At 63.6% G+C, this 18,148-nt stretch carries 17 protein-coding genes; 8 read left to right on the forward strand and 9 right to left on the reverse strand.

The features are described 5' to 3' along the window. Nucleotides 1-113: 113 nt before the first annotated feature. Complete coding sequence (locus ABH939_RS16835) at nt 114-1,499, reverse strand: GH1 family beta-glucosidase (protein WP_064075372.1); 1,386 nt, start codon at nt 1,497-1,499, stop codon at nt 114-116. A 116-nt stretch (nt 1,500-1,615) separates the two neighbouring features. Here ABH939_RS16835 and ABH939_RS16840 point away from each other — a divergent pair, with 116 nt between their 5' ends. Both ABH939_RS16840 and ABH939_RS16845 read left to right on the forward strand, forming a co-directional pair. Next, nucleotides 1,616-2,812 (forward strand): MFS transporter, encoded by a 1,197-nt coding sequence (locus ABH939_RS16840; RefSeq protein ID WP_058038725.1) that lies wholly within the window; start codon nt 1,616-1,618, stop codon nt 2,810-2,812. Between the two features lie 67 nt (nt 2,813-2,879). After that, a complete protein-coding gene (locus ABH939_RS16845; protein WP_003942603.1) occupies nt 2,880-3,413 on the forward strand; it encodes an N-acetyltransferase in 534 nt (177 codons plus the stop codon). A 12-nt stretch (nt 3,414-3,425) separates the two neighbouring features. On the opposite strand, the gene zapE is transcribed toward ABH939_RS16845, so the two are convergent. Then, the gene (gene zapE, locus ABH939_RS16850) at nt 3,426-4,442 is read right to left on the reverse strand and encodes a cell division protein ZapE (RefSeq protein WP_003942629.1); all 1,017 of its coding nucleotides are present in this window, start codon (nt 4,440-4,442) and stop codon (nt 3,426-3,428) included. Between the two features lie 43 nt (nt 4,443-4,485). Between zapE and ABH939_RS16855 the strand changes: the two genes are divergently transcribed. The 4 genes from ABH939_RS16855 to msrB are packed head-to-tail and all read left to right on the forward strand — an operon-like array spanning nt 4,486 to nt 8,593. After that, nucleotides 4,486-5,235, forward strand: coding sequence for a pyrimidine reductase family protein (locus ABH939_RS16855; RefSeq protein WP_042919913.1), 750 nt, complete (start codon nt 4,486-4,488; stop codon nt 5,233-5,235). Between the two features lie 19 nt (nt 5,236-5,254). Then, nucleotides 5,255-6,808, forward strand: coding sequence for an alpha/beta fold hydrolase (locus ABH939_RS16860; RefSeq protein WP_042919915.1), 1,554 nt, complete (start codon nt 5,255-5,257; stop codon nt 6,806-6,808). A 60-nt stretch (nt 6,809-6,868) separates the two neighbouring features. Next, complete coding sequence (locus ABH939_RS16865) at nt 6,869-8,152, forward strand: glycosyltransferase family 87 protein (protein ID WP_042449935.1); 1,284 nt, start codon at nt 6,869-6,871, stop codon at nt 8,150-8,152. A 9-nt stretch (nt 8,153-8,161) separates the two neighbouring features. Continuing rightward, the gene (gene msrB, locus ABH939_RS16870) at nt 8,162-8,593 is read left to right on the forward strand and encodes a peptide-methionine (R)-S-oxide reductase MsrB (protein WP_003942631.1); all 432 of its coding nucleotides are present in this window, start codon (nt 8,162-8,164) and stop codon (nt 8,591-8,593) included. Between the two features lie 54 nt (nt 8,594-8,647). Here msrB and ABH939_RS16875 read toward each other — a convergent pair whose 3' ends face one another. The 7 genes from ABH939_RS16875 to hemE all read right to left on the reverse strand — a co-directional run bounded on the left by ABH939_RS16875 (nt 8,648) and on the right by hemE (nt 15,914). Beyond that, nucleotides 8,648-9,568 (reverse strand): hypothetical protein, encoded by a 921-nt coding sequence (locus tag ABH939_RS16875; protein ID WP_003942627.1) that lies wholly within the window; start codon nt 9,566-9,568, stop codon nt 8,648-8,650. Next, nucleotides 9,568-9,879 (reverse strand): hypothetical protein, encoded by a 312-nt coding sequence (locus tag ABH939_RS16880; protein WP_404649848.1) that lies wholly within the window; start codon nt 9,877-9,879, stop codon nt 9,568-9,570. The genes ABH939_RS16875 and ABH939_RS16880 overlap by 1 nt, the downstream gene beginning before the upstream one ends. After that, the gene (locus ABH939_RS16885) at nt 9,872-10,345 is read right to left on the reverse strand and encodes a YbaB/EbfC family nucleoid-associated protein (protein WP_223304570.1); all 474 of its coding nucleotides are present in this window, start codon (nt 10,343-10,345) and stop codon (nt 9,872-9,874) included. The genes ABH939_RS16880 and ABH939_RS16885 overlap by 8 nt, the downstream gene beginning before the upstream one ends. An 82-nt stretch (nt 10,346-10,427) precedes the next feature. Next, nucleotides 10,428-12,704 (reverse strand): molybdopterin guanine dinucleotide-containing S/N-oxide reductase, encoded by a 2,277-nt coding sequence (locus ABH939_RS16890; protein WP_404649875.1) that lies wholly within the window; start codon nt 12,702-12,704, stop codon nt 10,428-10,430. A 54-nt stretch (nt 12,705-12,758) separates the two neighbouring features. Further along, nucleotides 12,759-13,454 (reverse strand): hydrogen peroxide-dependent heme synthase, encoded by a 696-nt coding sequence (gene hemQ, locus ABH939_RS16895; protein WP_003942644.1) that lies wholly within the window; start codon nt 13,452-13,454, stop codon nt 12,759-12,761. 4 nt (nt 13,455-13,458) lie between these two features. Beyond that, the gene (locus ABH939_RS16900) at nt 13,459-14,820 is read right to left on the reverse strand and encodes a protoporphyrinogen oxidase (RefSeq protein WP_058038721.1); all 1,362 of its coding nucleotides are present in this window, start codon (nt 14,818-14,820) and stop codon (nt 13,459-13,461) included. Further along, complete coding sequence (gene hemE / locus ABH939_RS16905; RefSeq protein WP_003942625.1) at nt 14,817-15,914, reverse strand: uroporphyrinogen decarboxylase; 1,098 nt, start codon at nt 15,912-15,914, stop codon at nt 14,817-14,819. The genes ABH939_RS16900 and hemE overlap by 4 nt, the downstream gene beginning before the upstream one ends. Nucleotides 15,915-16,082: 168 nt before the next feature. Here hemE and ABH939_RS16910 point away from each other — a divergent pair, with 168 nt between their 5' ends. Both ABH939_RS16910 and ABH939_RS16915 read left to right on the forward strand, forming a co-directional pair. Further along, a complete protein-coding gene (locus tag ABH939_RS16910; protein WP_003942604.1) occupies nt 16,083-16,673 on the forward strand; it encodes a DUF3000 domain-containing protein in 591 nt (196 codons plus the stop codon). Nucleotides 16,674-16,733: 60 nt separating this feature from the next. Next, on the forward strand, nt 16,734-18,140 hold the full coding sequence (locus ABH939_RS16915; RefSeq protein WP_003942594.1) for a wax ester/triacylglycerol synthase family O-acyltransferase: 1,407 nt from the start codon (nt 16,734-16,736) through the stop codon (nt 18,138-18,140). Nucleotides 18,141-18,148: the final 8 nt, after the last annotated feature.

Below are 18,148 nucleotides of genomic sequence, written 5' to 3' on the forward strand. Positions count from 1 at the left end.
GGGTCGGTCCGATTCAGACCCCGCTACGGCGGCTTACTACGAGAATTCGCTTCATGAGAGACGAGGGTAGGCGGCCCGGTTCGAGAATGCAACCCAGACCGACTCCGCACAGGTCAGACCTGAGCCGCTTTGTGCTCGGCGATGAGGGCGCGATACCACTCGAACGAGGTCTTCGGAGTGCGCTTCTGGGTGTCGAAATCGACGTGCACCAGGCCGAATCGCTCTTTGTATCCCGCAGCCCATTCGAAGTTGTCGAGAAGTGACCACACAAAATAACCGCGGACGTCGACACCGTCGTCCATTGCCGATCGGAGGGCGCGAAGGTGCGCATCGTGGTAGTCGATTCGTGCTTCGTCGTCGACGACGCCTGCGGCATCCGGGGCGTCGTGGAATGAACATCCGCTTTCGGTGATGTAGATCGGCGGCAGTGCGTCACCGAAGCGGGCGTGGAACGTCCGCAAGATCTCGCCCAGCCCCTCGGGAACGATCGGCCAACCGAAATCGGTTGTGGGATAACCGGTAATCGCGACAGGGGCAAAGGGCAGGCCCGGGGGCAGGTCGACTTCGAGCACACCTTCGGTCCCCTGGCCTTCCACCGGAGCAGCAATCATCGTCGGCTCGTAGTAGTTGATCCCGTACCAGTCGAGCGGCGCCCCGATGATTTTCAAGTCCTCGTCGACAGGACCGCTGAGCAGCTGAGCGAATTCGTCGGCCGGGTACTTCCCGACCAGAACCGGGTCGGCGAACATCCAATTGACGACGTGGTCGTAGATGTCGGCAGCCATCACGTCTTCCGGCGAATCCGAAGCGGCACGCACCGGAGCATGGTTCGAGGCGATTCCGATGTTCGTGCATCCGGTTGCCCGAAGCGCTTCGACAGCGAGGCCATGCCCGAGCAGCTGGTGATGTGCGGCTTGGAAAGCCTCGAACCCCAAGGCCAGTCCGGGGGCGTGAACTCCGAGGGCATGCCCGTAAAGCGTGTGCACAACTGGTTCGTTGAGCGGCATCCACATTCCGACCCGATCCGACAGTCGCTCGCCGACGACCTGCGCATACTCCCCCAGCCGATACGAGGTGTCGCGGTTCATCCAGCCGCCCTGCTCCTGCAAGGCAATGGGCAGATCCCAGTGAAAGAGCGTGACGGCAGGAGTAATTCCCACCGAACACAGTCGGTCGATCAGGCGGTCGTAGAAGTCGAGCCCCTTCGCATTCACGGCCCCCGATCCGGTGGGCAGAATGCGCGACCACGACAGAGACAGCCGATAAGCGTCGAGCCCGAGCTGATTCATCAGCTCGATGTCCGACTCCCAGCGGTGATAATGATCGGCAGCGACCGTCCCGGTGTCGCCCCCGACGACAACACCGGGACGGTCACAGAACTCGTCCCAGATCGACGGTCCGCGACCGTCTTCGGCCACACCTCCTTCGATTTGATAGGCCGCAGTGGCGGTTCCCCAGACGAAGGAAGTCGGAAATTCTGGTGTCGGCTGCCGAGTCATGTCGGTCAGTTAATCAAAGAACCGTGCAAAACACGCAGCTTTGTTGGACACTCGACCAGTATCAAGATCCAGTACCGTTCGGCCTAACCGAACGAACGAGACAAAGGCCCTGCTTGATGACGGATAACACCCGCACCCTGACGAGGGCTCGGATCGCCACTTCGGTGGCCTTCGGACTTCAAGGATTTCTGCTCGCCGCCATTCTGACGCAGCTGCCGCAGTACAAGGACTTGTTCGAGCTGAGCGAGACACTGGTTGTGGTTGCGGTTGTCACCGTGTCCGTCATCGCCGGGCTCGGCAGCGTGCTCGCCGAGATGCTGGCCGTGAGAACGTCGAGCAAGATGACCCTGCGAACTGGGCTCGCCGTCATCGCAGTCTTCGGCGGGGCAACCGGAATTGCGCCCAACGCAGCGATGTTCTTCGTCTTCCTGGCGATCTACGGCATCGGACTCGGCATGGTCGACGCGGCCGCCAACATGCAGGCAGTCTCGATCCAACACGCCAAGGGCCGCTTCATCCTCTCCTCGTTCCATGCTTCCTGGAGCGTCGGAGCGATTGTCGGCGCCCTGTTCATCTCTGCTACCGCAGGCCTCGACATTTCGATCCGCGTCACGCAGGTGATCGCGGGAGTTGTTGTCGGACTGATGCTTCTGGCCTTCGGCCCGCAACTGCTCGATCGGTCCGAGTCTCCGGTTGCCGAGGCAAACATCACGAGCACCGCAAAATTCGCGGTACCCACCCGCGCCTTCGTCCTCCTCGGCGTCGCGATGGCATTGTTCTACGCGGTCGACTTCAGCGTCGGAAACTGGTCGACTCTGTACGTCAAGGACGAACTGCTCGCCGACGCCGGGACCGCTGCCCTTTCCGTGGCGGCGTATCAGATCGCGGCACTTGTCGCACGACTGACCGGGGACTACTGGGTCGGGAAATTCGGTGAGACCACCGTCGTGCGGATCGGCTCTCTCATCGGCGTAGTCGGTATGACAGTTGTCGTCCTCGCGCAATCTCCCGCCGTTGCCATCGCCGGGTTCCTCATCGTCGGGCTCGGGGTACCGGTGATCGCTCCGATCTGCTTCAGCGCTGCCGGCAGGATGGCTCCCCCGGATCAGGTCGATGCGGTGATCGCACGCATCAACCTCTTCAACTACGTCGGCACAGTCGTCGGCGGCGGCATCGTCGGCGCGGTCGCTGCCTTCAGTGACCTTCGAATCGGGTTCCTGATTCCGCTGGCGTTCTGCGCGATCTTGATAGCTCTTGCTCCCGCGTTCGCACCGAAACGAGCCACAACTCCGGTCGCCGAGAACGCCGCTTGAGCATTGCGCCCGAGGAAAGTGGTGTACTTGATCGACCGAATTGTGTGCGCGAGAGGCAGAAACTGACGTGACGATCACCGTTGACCGGGCCGGGATCTGGGATTCCGAAGCAATCGCCGACGTGGCAGCGGTGACATTTCCACTGGCGTGTCCGCCGGACGCATCCGACGACGACATCAGTGCCTTCATCGACAACGTTCTCTCCGTCGACAAGTTCTCCGAGTACCTGACCGATCCGACGCGAACCGTTCTCAAGGTCATTCGCGACGGTTCGATCGTCGGCTACGCGATGCTTGTCGACGACGAGCCCGCCGACCCGGACGTCAAAGCTGCTGTGACACTTCGCCCGACAACAGAACTCAGCAAGTTGTACGTGCTTCCGGGTAACCACGGAACCGGCGCGGCAGCATCCTTGATGGACGCGGTTGTCGACCACGCACGACGCAGCGGAAGTGCCGGGATCTGGCTGGGCGTCAATCAGGAGAACCTGCGCGCCCAGAAGTTCTACGCAAAGCACGGTTTCACACAGGTCGGCACGAAGACTTTCCTCGTGGGCGCACAACTCCACCACGATTTCGTGATGGAGCGCCCCGTCAGCTGACAGGCGTGCAGACTAGCCGGCCGCGACCTCGAAACGAGAAAGTGCGAGCAGGCGCGAGGTCGCGCGCAAGTACTTCTTCTTGTACCCACCGGCGAGCATCTCGGGGGTGAAGATCTCGTCAAGGCGTGCGCCGGAAACGGTGACCGGGATGCTCGCATCGTACAGGCGGTCGGCGAGAACCACGATGCGCAGTGCAACGGACTGATCCGTTGCCGGGTGGACACCGTCGATGAACACGGCCTTCACACCCTCGACCAGCTTGTTGTACCGCGACGGGTGCAGGGTGCTGAGGTGCTTGCACAGCTCGTCGAAGTTGTCGAGCGTGGCGCCGTCGATGGCGTCGGCCCGAGAGACCAACTCCTCCGAGGAGATGGGCTCGGGTGCGGGCGGGAGATCGCGGTGACGGTAGTCGGGGCCGTCGACGCGAATCGTCTCGAAGATCGAGCCGAGCTTCTTGATCTCGCGCAGGAAGTCCTGGGCGGCGAAGCGACCCTCCCCGAGCTGGCCGGGAAGCGTGTTCGACGTCGCGACGATGGACACGCCGCGCGCGGAAAGCTCCGAAAGGAGGCGGGATACGAGCATGGTGTCGCCCGGATCGTCGAGCTCGAACTCGTCGATGCAGAGAACGCTGTGGTCGGCGAGCGCTTCGACCGCCTTGTTGAAGCCGAGAGCGCCGACGACGTGTGTCAGCTCGACGAAGGTTCCGAAAGCCTTCGGCGACGGAACGCTGTGGAAGATCGACGCCAGCAAGTGAGTCTTACCGACACCGAACCCGCCGTCGAGGTACAGGCCGGCGCCGGTCGCCTGGGTCTTCTTGCCGAACAGTCCGCGGCGTCCACCACTACGGATCTTGGTGACGCGCTTGGAGAATTCCTCGGCCTTGGCGACAGCAGCTGCCTGGCTCGGTTCCTTCGGATCAGGAATGTAGGACGCAAAACTCACCTCGTCGAACATTGCGGGAGGCACCATTTGAGCTACCAGTTGATCGGCGGGTACCACCGGGCTTCGATCGACAAGACGTTCATGCATCCGTCAAGGGTATCTACGTGATGTGATCTCTCATGTGCACCGTATGGATATTGCGACCTACTTCACACCAGGCCACGACGACGAACTCCGCGGCTTGTACGCCTATCCGGAGAACCTCTCGCAACCCTGGATGCGCGTGAACTTCGTTTCCAGCATCGACGGGTGCGTCGCCGTCGACGGAGTGAGCGGTGGACTGGGCACACCGGCAGACAAGTCGGTATTCGGGATCTTGCGCGAACTTTGTGACGTCGTCGTGGTCGGCGCAGGCACAGCGCGAGCCGAGAACTACGGGGGTGTGCAGGTCTCGGACGAAGCCCGGGCGCGTCGCACTGCCGACGGCCTCGCTCCGGTCCCACCGATCCTCGTCGTCTCGGCGCACGCGTCGATCGACCCCGAAAGCCGACTCCTTCGCGATACCGAAGTTCCACCGATCCTTGTTGTCGGTCGCGACGCGGACTCCGCGGCAATTTCGGCGCTGAGATCTGCCGGAGCGCAGGTGGAGGTGACGGACTCACCGAACGTCACCAGCGGCGACATCGACAGGGCCTTGTCGGCTCGCAAGCTCCGTCGCGTGCTGTGCGAGGGCGGACCGTCACTTTTCGGGCAGTTGATCGAGGACAATGCCGTCGACGAACTCTGCATCACCACGTCACCTCAACTGGTGGGGAGCAAAGTCGGCCGAATCTCACTCTCCCCCAACGCAATGCCCACAGCCATGCGTCCCGCGCACATTCTCGGTGATACGGACGGCACGATCCTCACTCGATGGGTTCGTCAGCAGCCACGTCGGTGAACCTGGCACTCTGGTCGGCATGCGCAGAGTTGCTTTGATGGCCGTCGTCCTCGCGACGTGTTGTGCGTGCGGCGCCGGTCCGTCGCTTCGGCCCGCCGTCGCGGTCGAAGGCCGCACCGACGGCAGCCCTGCCCAGAGCGAGGGACCGTCGCCCGATGCGCCGCCGGTTGACCCTGGCGTCCCGACCGATGACATACCGTGGCGAGACTGCACCGGCACGTCACTCGCCGACCAGGCTCTCGCGGCGTCGAGCGCCGGTGTCATTCTCGAATGCGCGGAATTCAATGCCCCCATCGACGTGACCGGCGCCATCGACGGCAACTTCACTGCCGGCTTGACCCGCGCTCGGACCTCGTCGACGCCTGCCGACGCGTATCCGATCGTGTTCACATCGGGCACCGATCGTTCGTCGGGAAACTCTCTGGCCATGCTCGCCGCATCCGGCTTGAACACGGTTCTCGCCGAACATCCCGTGGTTGCCCTCGATCGACGCGGAATCGACAGGTCCACCGCAATCGACTGCATGACGCCGGAAATTCGGCGCGGCCTTCACGATCTGGGCCAGTTCGACGCGGATTCCACCGGTGACGCCGCCGATGCGGTCGCCGCTCTCGGTCACGACGCCACCATTGCCTGCACCGACTACCTCGACCCTCAAGAACTGAAGTTCGGCGCGGACTCCGCTGCCGAGGACATCGACGCTCTACGTACACGGTGGGGCGTCGAGACCATCGCTCTGTGGTCGGCAGGGTCCGGCTCGGACATCGCGCTGAGCTATGCGGCGGCCCACCCGAACAACCTCGCGAGGTTGATCCTCGATTCTCCCGCTCCGGTGGCCACCGACGCTGCCACCGAGGCAGAGAGTCGCGTGCAGGGCGAGGAAGCCGCGTTGACCGCGTTCGCTCAGCGATGTGTGGCGCTGAGGTGCTCGCTCGGACCTGATCCGAAGAAATCGGTCACGGACTTGATGGAGCGCGCTCGAGCCGATGAATTCCAGCCGCTGTCCGCCGCTGCGGTGTCGAACGCGATTTCGGCCAGCCTGTGGACTGCCGGAACCAACCGTGAGCAGGAGACCCGCTCACTGTCCGACGCTCTGTCCGCGCTCGGTACCGGCAACGCTTCGCCGATTCGAGAGCGCGCCGCCCGGGCGGAGAACGAGGTGGACGGCGACGGCCAGTTCATCGGACGGTGCACCGACGGCATGCAATGGCCGGGCATCGGGCGTGCGCGCGAGCTTGCGGACACCTGGGGCACCAACTATCCGGTGTTCGGGCGAGAAGCCGCGCTCGGGTTGCTGGCGTGCGCCAGCTGGCCGTCGACCGCCAACTCCCCCCTGCCGAATCAGTTGAAGCCCCCAGTCCTCGTGCTGAGCGGTCAGGGTGACCCGGCCGTCGGGAACTCCGGACTCTCGACCGTCACCGGCGTCGTGACCAATGCAGGATCGCGCTTCGCAACTCTGGACTGGCAAGGTGCGGGTCACCCCGCGGCACAATCCACCTGCGCTCAACAGGCGATGCGCCTCTACCTCAGCGACGCCTCCCTTCCCAGTAACGGAAGCGTGTGCCCGGCCTGACTCGGGCGCTCGTCCACCACGACCGAAAAGGGGTGCATCCCCCGATCACACCCTGCTCCGGTGTACCGTGCCGAAGTGTTCCTTCGACAGCTCGAGCCGCGTACCGGGCGGACAACCCAACAAGTCGTCAACTTCGTTTTGTGGCCGATCGCCGTGATGACAGTGCTCAATCGTGTCATCGTCACAGCAGTCAACGGCGCCATCACCGATGACTTCCGACCGGTCTACAACGCCGCGCTGGCGTTCTGGAACGGGCGCGACGTCTACACCGCAGATTTCAACTCCGTAGACCCCCATTACCTGTACCCACCATCGGGTTCCTTGTTGATGGCACCCCTGGCGATCCTCGATCCCGAGCGCTCACGGTGGCTGTTCATCGGTGTCAATGCCGTCGCCATTCTCGTGGCTCTCTACCTGCTGTTGCGCTTGTTCGACCTGACGATCAGTTCCATCGCGGCGCCGATTCTGGTGCTCGGCGCGTTCATGTCGGAGACGGTCACCAACACGTTGGTGTTCACCAACATCAACGGCCTCGTCCTGCTGGGCGAAGTTGCCTTCCTCCTGTTGCTGATGCGCAAGAAGGATCTGTGGGCCGGCGCCGCGATCGGTCTCACCATCGCAGTGAAACCCACTCTCGCGCCGCTGCTCCTGCTGCCACTCGTTCGCGGTCAGTGGAAGGTGTTCGTCACCGCCCTGGGCATCCCGTTCATTCTCACGGTCGTGGCATGGCCGCTGGCGTCGGATCCGATGGACTTCGTCCGCCGCACCGTGCCGTACCTGCTCGAATCTCGTGACTACTTCAACAGTTCGATTGTCGGAAACGGCGCTTACTTCGGTCTGCCCGAATGGTTGATCCTGCTCTTGCGCGTCGTGTTGGCCGCCATGGTCGTCGTCTCGCTGTGGCTTCTGTACCGCTACTACCGCAACGACGAACTGTTCTTCCTCACCACCGCGACCGGTGTGATCATGACCGCGTCGTTCCTGCTGCCCTCGCTCGGCCAGATGTACTACTCGATGATGCTGCTCCCGCTCCTGATGTCCGTGGTGCTCAAGAACTCGGTCATGCGGAACTGGCCGGCCTGGCTCGCCGTCTACGGCTTCATGACGTTCGACAGCTGGTGGTCGAACCGCTGGCCGACCTTCGGCCGGGCGGCCGAATACACCAAGAGCACCCTCGGCTGGAGCCTTCTGCTGATCGTGATCTTCTGTGTCCTCGGATACCGGTATCTGGTCGCGCGTCGAGAGGGCCGCTTGGATCGGGGAATCGATCCCGCGTACCTCCTCGATCCCCCACTCGATACCGTCTCACCTGCCCACGAAGCCGAAACGGCGACAAAGCATTAGCGTGGAGGCATGAGTTCTTCACACGATGGCATCGACAGCACACCTGAGGTCACGTACACCGAGAGCGAGTGGCGCGAAAAACTGACGCCGGAGGAGTTCGCCGTCCTGCGCCAAGCCGGCACCGAACGCCCCTTCGTCGGCGAGTACACCGACACCACCACGGAAGGTGTCTACTCCTGCCGGGCCTGCGGAGCCGAACTGTTCCGCAGCACCGAGAAGTTCGAATCGCACTGCGGGTGGCCGTCCTTCTTCGATCCGGCGGATTCGGATGCCGTGATCCTGAAAGAAGACAGCTCACTCGGAATGCGCCGGGTCGAGGTCATCTGCAAGAAGTGCCACAGCCACCTCGGTCACGTCTTCGAGGGCGAGGGATACCCGACGCCGACCGATCAGCGGTACTGCATCAACTCGATCTCGCTGGTTCTCAAGCCCGCTCAGTAGCCAGGTCGTGGGCTACCCCGTGTCACTGGTAGCCCACGATTCGAGACTTTCCACTCAGAAGTCCCAGTTCAGCGCAGTCGGGCTCAGACCGGCCGCATTCAGGTCCTCGTTGCGAGCGACAAGTCCGTCTTTGACGGAACCGATCCCGCCACCGATCGCGCCGGAAGTGATGTCAGTCAACGAGGCGTCGCCGCCCGTGACTTCCTTCGTCACGATCGCAGCGGACGCTCCCGACACCGCGTCGTCGAAGGCGCCCCGCGCGATCTCCTGCACTCTCGAACCGGTCGGGAGCGGGTTCGGGTCAGGGCCGACACGATCCGGCGTCGTCTTCAACCCTCCGTTCGCAAGTCCCTTGATGAAACCGTCGCGCCCCTCGGTCACGACCTTGCCACCGTCGATCGACTGGCGATGATCCATCGTCATCTGCCCGAGTTGAATGGCGAGGCCGGAGAAGACGGCAGCGGCAGCTTCCACTGCCGCAGCCTCGATCACTCGTATCAACAATTGCTGCAACAACATTCGGACCGTGAGTGTTGTTGCGACCTCAGCCGCCACGACCCCGGCGGTACTGACACCCAGTGTCGGGACAGCAGCCGCCACCATGGCGGCAATCTCGAGCGCCAGTGCGCCCAGCGCCGCGAGGATCGACAGTTTGGTGTACTCGATGTCCGTGCCGGTATCGGTGCATGACTGACCCAGTTCGGCCGCGGCAGAGGACAACCGCTCGAAGACCTCCGCAACTCCCCCGGCCTCGGACCAATACCGAGACAACGAGTCGCCGGCTCGACCGTCGATCGATGCCAGTACTGCCTGCAATCCGTAACCACCGGCAGCGGCCGAAGCCTCGATCCGATCAGCCGCGCCTGACCAGGCATCACCCAACCTCCACAGTGCCGTTTCGTCTCCTTGCGGCCAGTCACTGCCCACCGCGACCGACGCAACCGCCTGTAACCAGCCTGGAATCTCGAGTCCCATCAGAGCCCACCCGCCATGTCGTCGGCAAGCGAGGTGTCGATCGATTCGAAACGATCGGTGATCTCGATCAGCGTGGCGGTCAATTCGCGCAGCGCGCCCGTGACCAGCGTCATCCCACCGACTGCTGACTCAGCACCGGGAACATATGCGCCTGAGAATGCGGATCCGAACTGGTCAGTGCCCCAGCAACCCTCTTCGGCGGCGACCACTGCGTCGAGAGCGCTCCGCGCCTCGTCGAGATCGGCAGCGACCACCGCGAAGGCTGGTGCAGCACTTTTCATCGCGGCCACATTCACGCCCAGCTCAGACATTGCCGGAGCTCCTCAGAACGGTGCGGTCCCAGTTCTCGTCGCAGGAAGCCGGTGTGGAGCTCGGACGAGGTTCGAGAATCTCGCGCAATCCGAGCACGCCCGGAACCAGGTCCGGCAAGTCGATTCCGGCCGCCTCCGTGAGCGGCTTCGTCATCTCGGCAACCTGTCGGCGTATGTCTTCTGCCGCAGACGCGGCCGTAGCCAGGATCAGATTCCCCAACGCTGCCGGCGAATGCTTGGCGTAAGAACTCCCCGAGAGATCGACTCCCACCACCGCCCCCGAGGCGTCGACGACGATTTCCACGCTGCCGTCACTCGAACGCGCGCTCGCCGTCGCTCGAGCGATCCTCTCCTGCAAGTCCGCCAGCGATCGAGTCCGCTCCAACAGAACGTGCTGCATCGAATCGATCTGAGCCCGAAGTACTTCGACTTGCCCCCGCATCGAACCAACATCCGCTGCACTCACGATGGCCCCCACCTTCGATAGATCGTGACACCTGATTCAGGCGCTCACGAGGTTCGACGCGAGAGGTGGCCGATCGGTTCCGTCAGCGTGAACGAAGCACGGGCGGATCGAACGCCTTGACCGGCGGCAGGGCCCCGTCGAATTTCTCGATCTGCACCAGAACGTGCTGGCCGGTGCACCCGTGCGAGAGTGACGACGTACCGATGTCCGGTGTCAGAACGTTGGGATTGCCGTGCACGCACAGAGAGTCGGGATCGGCAGGATCGAGCGGGTCGTACCAGGCACCGGTGGAAAGTTGGACGACGTCGCTCCGCAAGTCCGAGTCGACGATCACACCAGCAAGGCACGCTCCGCGATCGTTGAACACCCGCACCACGTCTCCTGCCGAGACGCCGCGCGCGGCCGCTGCATCGGGGTGCATACGAATCGGCTCGCGTCCCTGAATCTTCGACGCCTGGCTCGCAGCGCCGTGATCGAGTTGGCTGTGCAGACGCGTCTTGGGCTGATTGGCGATCAAGTGAAGCGGGAATTGCGAGGCTCGCGGTCCACCCAGCCACTCGTCGGGCTCGTACCAGCGCGGATGGCCGGCGCAGTCGTCGTAGCCGAAGGACTCGATGGTCTCGGAGAAGATCTCGATCTTCCCACTCGGAGTCGAGAGCGGATATTTCTCGGGATTCTCACGGAAGTCACCGAAGAGCACGAGGTTGTCTTCGGTTCGCATCCGGTAGTGCCCTTCTGCCCAGAAGTCCTCGAACGTCGGTGTGTTGCCGCCGTCTGCATCGACGAACGGCCGCCATTGACCGTAGAGATGCTCGATCCACTCCTGTGAGGATCGCCCCTCGGTGAACTGTTCCCCGAATCCGAGCGCAGAAGCGAGAGCGGCAAACGTGTCGTAGTCGTCACGCGAGTTCTCGAAAGGTGGAACGACCTGCTGCATCGCGACCAGAAGCGGGTCGTTTCGAGTGCAGCTCAGGTCATTTCGTTCGAGCGAGGTGGTCGACGGGACAACGATGTCGGCGTTGCGGGCCATCGGCGTCCAGTACGGATCGTGAACGACGATCGTGTCCGGACGCGCAAATGCCCGTCGCAGCCTCGGGAGATCCTGATGGTGGTGAAACGGATTGCCACCGGCCCAGTAGACCAACCGGATGTCGGGATAGGTCAAGCGTCGGCCGTCGTAATCGAACTCCTCCCCGGGCGAAAGCAGCAGGTCGGAAATCGCGGCTACCGGAATGAAATCCGACACCGGATTCACACCTTGCGAGAAGGTCGGCAAGGGATACGGCACCGGAGCCAGACCCGGCTCGTTCATCGAACCGTAGCCGTGCCCGAAACCTCCACCCGGAAGCCCGAATTGGCCGAGCATCGCTGCGAGTGTCACGCCCATCCACGGTGCCTGTTCACCGTGTTTGATGCGTTGCAACGACCACGTGACGGTCACCAGCGTCCGGCCAGACGCCATTCTCCGAGCCAGGTCGGTGATGAACTCCGCCGACACACCGGAGATCTTCTGCGCCCAGCGCGGATCCTTCGGTACACCGTCGGAACGTCCGAGCAGGTAATCCTCGAAGCGTTCGTAACCGAGGCAGAAACGGCCCAGGAAATCGCGATCGTGCAGGTCCTCCGACGCCAGGACAAAGGCCAGGGCAAGCATGATTGCAACGTCGGTTCCCGGAACGGGTGCGATCCACTCACAGTCACCCTCGACGTCGTCACGCAACGGACTGAAGGAGACGATCTTTCCGCCGCGGGCACGAAACGCGTCGAGCGCCCCGCGCGTCGGATGATCGCTCGTACCACCGGCATTGACTCCGGTGTTCTTGATCGGCACTCCTCCGAACGAGACGAGGAGTTCGGAGTGCTTCGCGATGACGTCCCACGACGTGGAGCGCGCGAACAACTTCCAGTGCGTTCCGACCACACGCGGCATGATGACACCGGTGGCACCGAGCGAGTAGCTGTGAACTGACTTGGTGTATCCACCCAGCTGATTCAGAAATCGGTGAACTTGGCTCTGCGCGTGATGGAATCGGCCGGCGCTGGCCCAGCCGTACGAGCCGCCGAAGATCGCCTTGTTTCCGTGCGCGTCGACCACGCGACGTAGTTCACGCGAGAGGAGTTCGGTCAGTTCGTCCCAGGAGACCGAGACGAATTCGTCGGCTCCACGTCGGTCGCTGGGACCCGGCCCGTTCTCGAGCCAACCCCGACGCACCGCCGGGCCCGAAACACGAGCCCGACTGCGCACCGAACCGGCGAGGTTCCCGAGCATCGGCGAAGGATTCGCATCACCCTCGTACGGATGCACGGCGGTCACCTCGCCGGCGACCGATTCGGCGGTGAACATTCCCCAATGGGACATGTGTTGACGACGCCGGTTCGGTGCAGTTGTCACAGGAACTACTTTCGAAGCAGATCAGGGAAGGGAAAGGACCAGCTTCTCGATGTCCACGCGCGGGCCGGTGAAGAACGGCACCTCTTCGCGAACGTGCAAGCGAGCTTCGGTGGCACGTAGATCGCGCATCAGATCGACGATACGAATGAGCTCGGGTGCTTCGAACGCGAGAATCCACTCGTAGTCCCCCAGGGCGAAGGCCGGGACCGTGTTGGCGCGAACGTCCTTGTACGAACGAGCAGCCATACCGTGATCGGCGAGCATCTTGCGACGCTCCTCGTCGGGGAGCAGGTACCACTCGTACGAGCGGACGAACGGGTAGACGCAGATGTAGTCGCCCGGATCCTCACCCGCGATGAACGAGGGCACGTGGCTCTTGTTGAACTCCGCGGGGCGGTGCACCGCCGAGTTGCTCCAGATGGGAGCACTGGCCTGTCCGAGGACGGTGGTGCGACGGAAATCCGCGTACGCGGCCTGCAGTTCCTCGATGGTGGCCGCGTGGGTCCAGATCATGAAGTCCGCGTCGGCGCGCAGGCCGGCGACGTCGTAGATCCCGCGAACCACGACGCCCTTGTCTTCGAGACCCTCGAAGAACAAGCGGGCGTCCTTGACCGCAGCTTCCCGATCATCGCCCAGCACACCGGGTTCCACCTGGAACACGGAGAACATGAGGTAACGGATTTCAGAGTTCAGTTTGTCGAAATCAAGGCGTGCCATGGGTCTATCGTGCCACTCGCTCGAATATCCGTGTAGCCGCCGTCGTGCCGACTGCGACACACGCCGGAACCCCGACGCCGTGCAGCCACGACCCGGCCAGGGCGAGGCCGTCGAACTGCGTCATCCCGGACTCGATTTCAGCCACGATTTCCGTGTGACCTGGGGCGTATTGGGGAAGACCTCCGTGCCACCGCTGTACGAAGGTCGCGCCTGGCTCCTCGGTGATTCCGGTCACGGTCTCGAGATCGGCGCGCGCGAAGTCGATCAACTCGCCATCCGACCGGTCGACGATCTCCGATGCACCGAATCGACCGAACGACACCCGAACGAGGTGCTCACCGCGATCAGCGAGGTGTGTCCACTTTCGACTCGACAGCGTGAACGCCTTGGCGGTCAGGTCGGCGTCGGTGGCTACCAGGATCCCTGAATTCTGCGGAAGTTCGACCTGCCCGGACAACCGGAGCGCCACCACCGCGGACGACGCCAGTTCGATCCGAGCGACGGTACTCGCAACATCCGCATCGACTCCGGCCAACAGCGCCGCTGCGCGCGGCGCCGGGACGGCCAGAATCACCGCGTCGACGCTTCCGAGCGGATCGACGTTCCAACCAGCCCCGTCGCTGCGCAACCCAGAAGCCTCGCCGCGGACGAAGGTCGCGTCGGCGGCCTGCTGCAGCGCATCGAGCAGGATGCCGTACCCGTCTCTGAGCGCTCCGAACACCGGCCCCGGTGCAGGCGTCGGCAATGCGGCTGCGACTGCATCCGTGAGGCTCCGAGAGCCCGCATCGAGGGCCGCAGCGAGTGTCGGCAAAGCTGCACGCACGCCGATGGTCTCCGCCAGCCCCGAATACACCCCACCGAGAAGCGGATCCACCGATCGGCTGACCACCTGATCACCGAATCGCTGCGAAACCAGTTCGGCAACACTGCAATCGGAACCGCGGGTCCACTCCAGCGGGACGCCGGCCTCGGCGGCGATGCGAGCCAGGGTCTGCTCGTCGACAAGATCTCTCACCGACTCCGCCGATGCCGGGATTCCCATCAGGGTTCCGGTGGGCAACCGACTCAGTGATCCCTGAGACCAGATCAACGGGCTCAGCCCCGCAGGGTAGACGATCTGATCGGTCAGACCCAGCTCGGCGAGAAGCGCAGGAACTTCCGGCCGACGGGCGATGAAAGCCTCGGCACCGATGTCGATCGGGCCACCGCCCAGATCAATCGTTCGCAGCTTCCCGCCCAGTCGCGGTGAGTCGTCGACGATCGTGATGTCCGCTTCGGAGCCCAGACTGCGCCGAAGCCGGTACGCGGCAACCAGACCGGAGATTCCTCCTCCGATCACCGCGACCGACGGCCGATTGGTCGTCACAGCGAGTGCACCAGCTCCACCGCCGCGGTGATCGCCGTGGGATCGGTGTCGGGAAGAACTCCGTGGCCGAGGTTGAAGATGTGGCCGATGGCACCGGCCTCGATCGCGCGGTCCCCTTCGGCGGCGATCCGGCGCACCTCACGATCGATCACCTCGGGGCCCGCGAACAGTACGGCGGGATCGAGGTTGCCCTGCAGCGCCTTACCCGGACCGACACGACCAGCCGCGACGTCGAGCGGAATCCGCCAGTCGACACCCACGACGTCGGCGCCTGCCTCCCCCATCGCGCCGAGAAGTTCACCGGTGCCGACACCGAAGTGGATACGCGGGACGCCGGCAGCGGCAACCTCGGCGAACACTCGCTCGGAATGCGGCAGGACAAATTCCCGATAATCGGCCAGCGAGAGCGCGCCGGCCCACGAGTCGAACAGCTGGACCGCGTCGACGCCCGCCTTGAGCTGCGCCTGCAGGAAGCAGATCGTGGTGTCGGCCAAACTTCCGAGCAACGCGTGCCAGGTCTTCGGATCGGAGTGCATGAGCGCTTTGGTCTTCTCGTGGTTCCGGCTCGGACCACCTTCGACCAGATACGACGCCAGAGTGAACGGCGCTCCGGCAAAGCCGATCAGCGGCGTGGAGCCCAACTCGGTGGTGAGAAGCCGAACGGCCTGCGCGATTGCGCCTACCTCTTCGGGAACCAGTCGCGGGAGTGCTGCAACGTCGGCGATGGAGCGAATCGGATTGGCGACCACCGGTCCGACGCCGGCAACGATGTCGAGATCAATTCCCGCGGCTTTGAGTGGAACGACGATGTCCGAGAACAGGATTGCCGCGTCCACGTCGTGACGGCGCACCGGCTGCATCGTGATCTCACAGACCAGCGCCGGATCGAAACAAGATTCCAACATGCCGATCCCGGCGCGGATCTCGCGGTACTCCGGCAACGAACGCCCGGCCTGACGCATGAACCACACCGGCCGTCGACTCGGAGTGCGTCCGGTCGCCGCGGCAAGCAACGGTGCGTCGGGCAAGACTCGCCGAGCGCTGTATTCCGCCGACCCGGTAATGCCTGAATTCATGTTGTCCAACCCGCTCATCAGTCCTCGCGCTCTCCGCCAACGTGTGTCTTCGATCGACTCAATGCTGCCACGTCCCACACTCGGGATCGGACACCCGAGCGGTTCGTGAGCGGCCACACACCCGAGCCACACTCGGTCGGCGCGCCTCCACCTCCCCGCCCGCATCCCCGACTAACGTCCTGACCTGTGACGACATCCGGATCGACAGCCGACCCGGCCGAGTTCCGTGCCGCCGTGGAGGCGATGACCGCTGCGCGGGTTCGGCCCGAGATAGAGGTCGGTCCCATCCGCCCGCCGCAGCGCCTCGCTCCGTACAGCCACGCGGTGGGGGCCGAGGTTCTCCACCCGGACTCCGACGTCGTGGCCGAGCAGTCCGAAGGTGACGCTTTCGGCCGCCTGATCCTGTTGTTCGATCCGGACGGCGACGAGGCGTGGAACGGCACCATGCGGTTGGTGGCGTACATCCAGGCCGATCTCGACGAAGCCGTCGCCGCGGATCCACTACTTCCCGAAGTAGCCTGGAGTTGGCTGGTGGACGCTTTGGAGGCCGGACCGGAACCTTTTGTGGCCCTGGGCGGTACGGTCACAGCTACAACTTCCGTGCGGTACGGCGACATCGCCGGGCCTCCGCGAGCCCATCAACTGGAGTTGCGAGCGTCCTGGACTGCAACTTCGTCCGAATTGGCTCACCACGTCGAGGCTTTCTGCGAGGTTCTCGCGTACGCGGCGGGGCTTCCGCCTGCCGGGATAACCACGCTGTCGCGGCAGAACGACTGACTCTTTCACTCGTTTGAGCATTCCCCCGGAAAAATACTAGAACCTGTTCTAGAATGAGTCATGCAACGTCTCAGCGGACTCGACGCGACCTTCCTCTACTTGGAAACACCGACCCAGCTATTGCACGTTTGTGGACTTGTCCTGCTCGACCCCACGACCATCCCGGGCGGCTACGACTACCGGAAGCTGCTTCGCGAGTTGGACTCGCGAATGGCCACCATGCCGACCTTCCGGCGCAAACTCAAAGATTCCCGTCTCAATCTCGACTACCCCGTGTGGGTCGACGATCACGATTTCGACATCGAGCGGCACTGCCATCGGACCGCGGTACCTGCTCCCGGCACACACGCGGAACTGGCAGAGCTCGCCGGACACATCGCGAGCCAACCGCTGGATCGTTCCCGACCGCTGTGGGAGATGTGGGTCATCGAGGGACTTGCCGACGGACAGATCGCCGTCATGTCGAAGATCCATCACAGCGCTGCCGACGGTGTCACCGGCGCGAACATCCTGGCTCAGCTGTGCAGTCTCGAACCGGATTCACCGGCGCTCGTGGATCCCACAGCACAGGGTGCGGGCGACGCGGGAACGCTGGACATCGCGATCGGCGGACTCATGGCCGTCATCGCCCGGCCCGCAAGAATTGCCCGTCTGGTCCCGGGCGGAATCGCCATGCTCCCGAAGTGGGTGACGCGTGCGCGAAAGGGTGAAGCGATGCCTGCTCCGTTCACCGCGCCGCGGACCTCGTTCAACGGCGCGATCACCGGTCACCGCAACGTCGCGTTCAGCCAACTCGATCTCGCGAAGGTCAAAGCCGTCAAGGACCGTCACGGCGTCAAGGTCAACGACGTGGTTCTCGCGCTCTGCGCCGGGGCACTGCGTAAGTATCTGGAGGACCGGGACGAACTGCCGGAGGACTCCCTCGTCGCCATGGTGCCGGTGTCGGTCCACGGCAAATCCGATCGTCCGGGCACGAACCAGATCTCGGGCATGTTCACGCAACTCGGCACCCAGATCGCCGATCCGGTCGAACGCCTGCACGCAATCAGCGATTACAACGCCACCTCGAAGAACCACAACGAGGCTCTGGGCGCGAACATGCTCCAGGACTGGTCGCAGTTCGCTTCGCCGGCGGTGTTCGGCGCCGCCATGCGCGTGTACTCGTCGCTCAAACTCGCCGAGCGTCACCCCGTCGTGTCCAACCTGGTCGTGTCGAATGTGCCTGGACCGCCGGTGCCGCTCTACTTCCTCGGTGCCCAGATCAAGGGAATGTTCCCGCTCGGCCCGATCTTTCACGGAGCAGGTCTCAACGTGACTGTGATGTCTCTCGACGGAAAACTCGACGTCGGCATCGTCAGTTGCTCCGATCTGGCACCCGAATTGGACCAGCTCGCGCAAGGTTTCGGAGCCGCACTCGACGAACTGTTCGACGCTGAGGTGACAACCCCGGCCCCGACTGCGACGTAGAGTCAGTG

This window comes from Rhodococcus sp. 27YEA6, assembly GCF_044908235.1.
GTDB classification, from domain to species: domain Bacteria; phylum Actinomycetota; class Actinomycetes; order Mycobacteriales; family Mycobacteriaceae; genus Rhodococcus_F; species Rhodococcus_F qingshengii.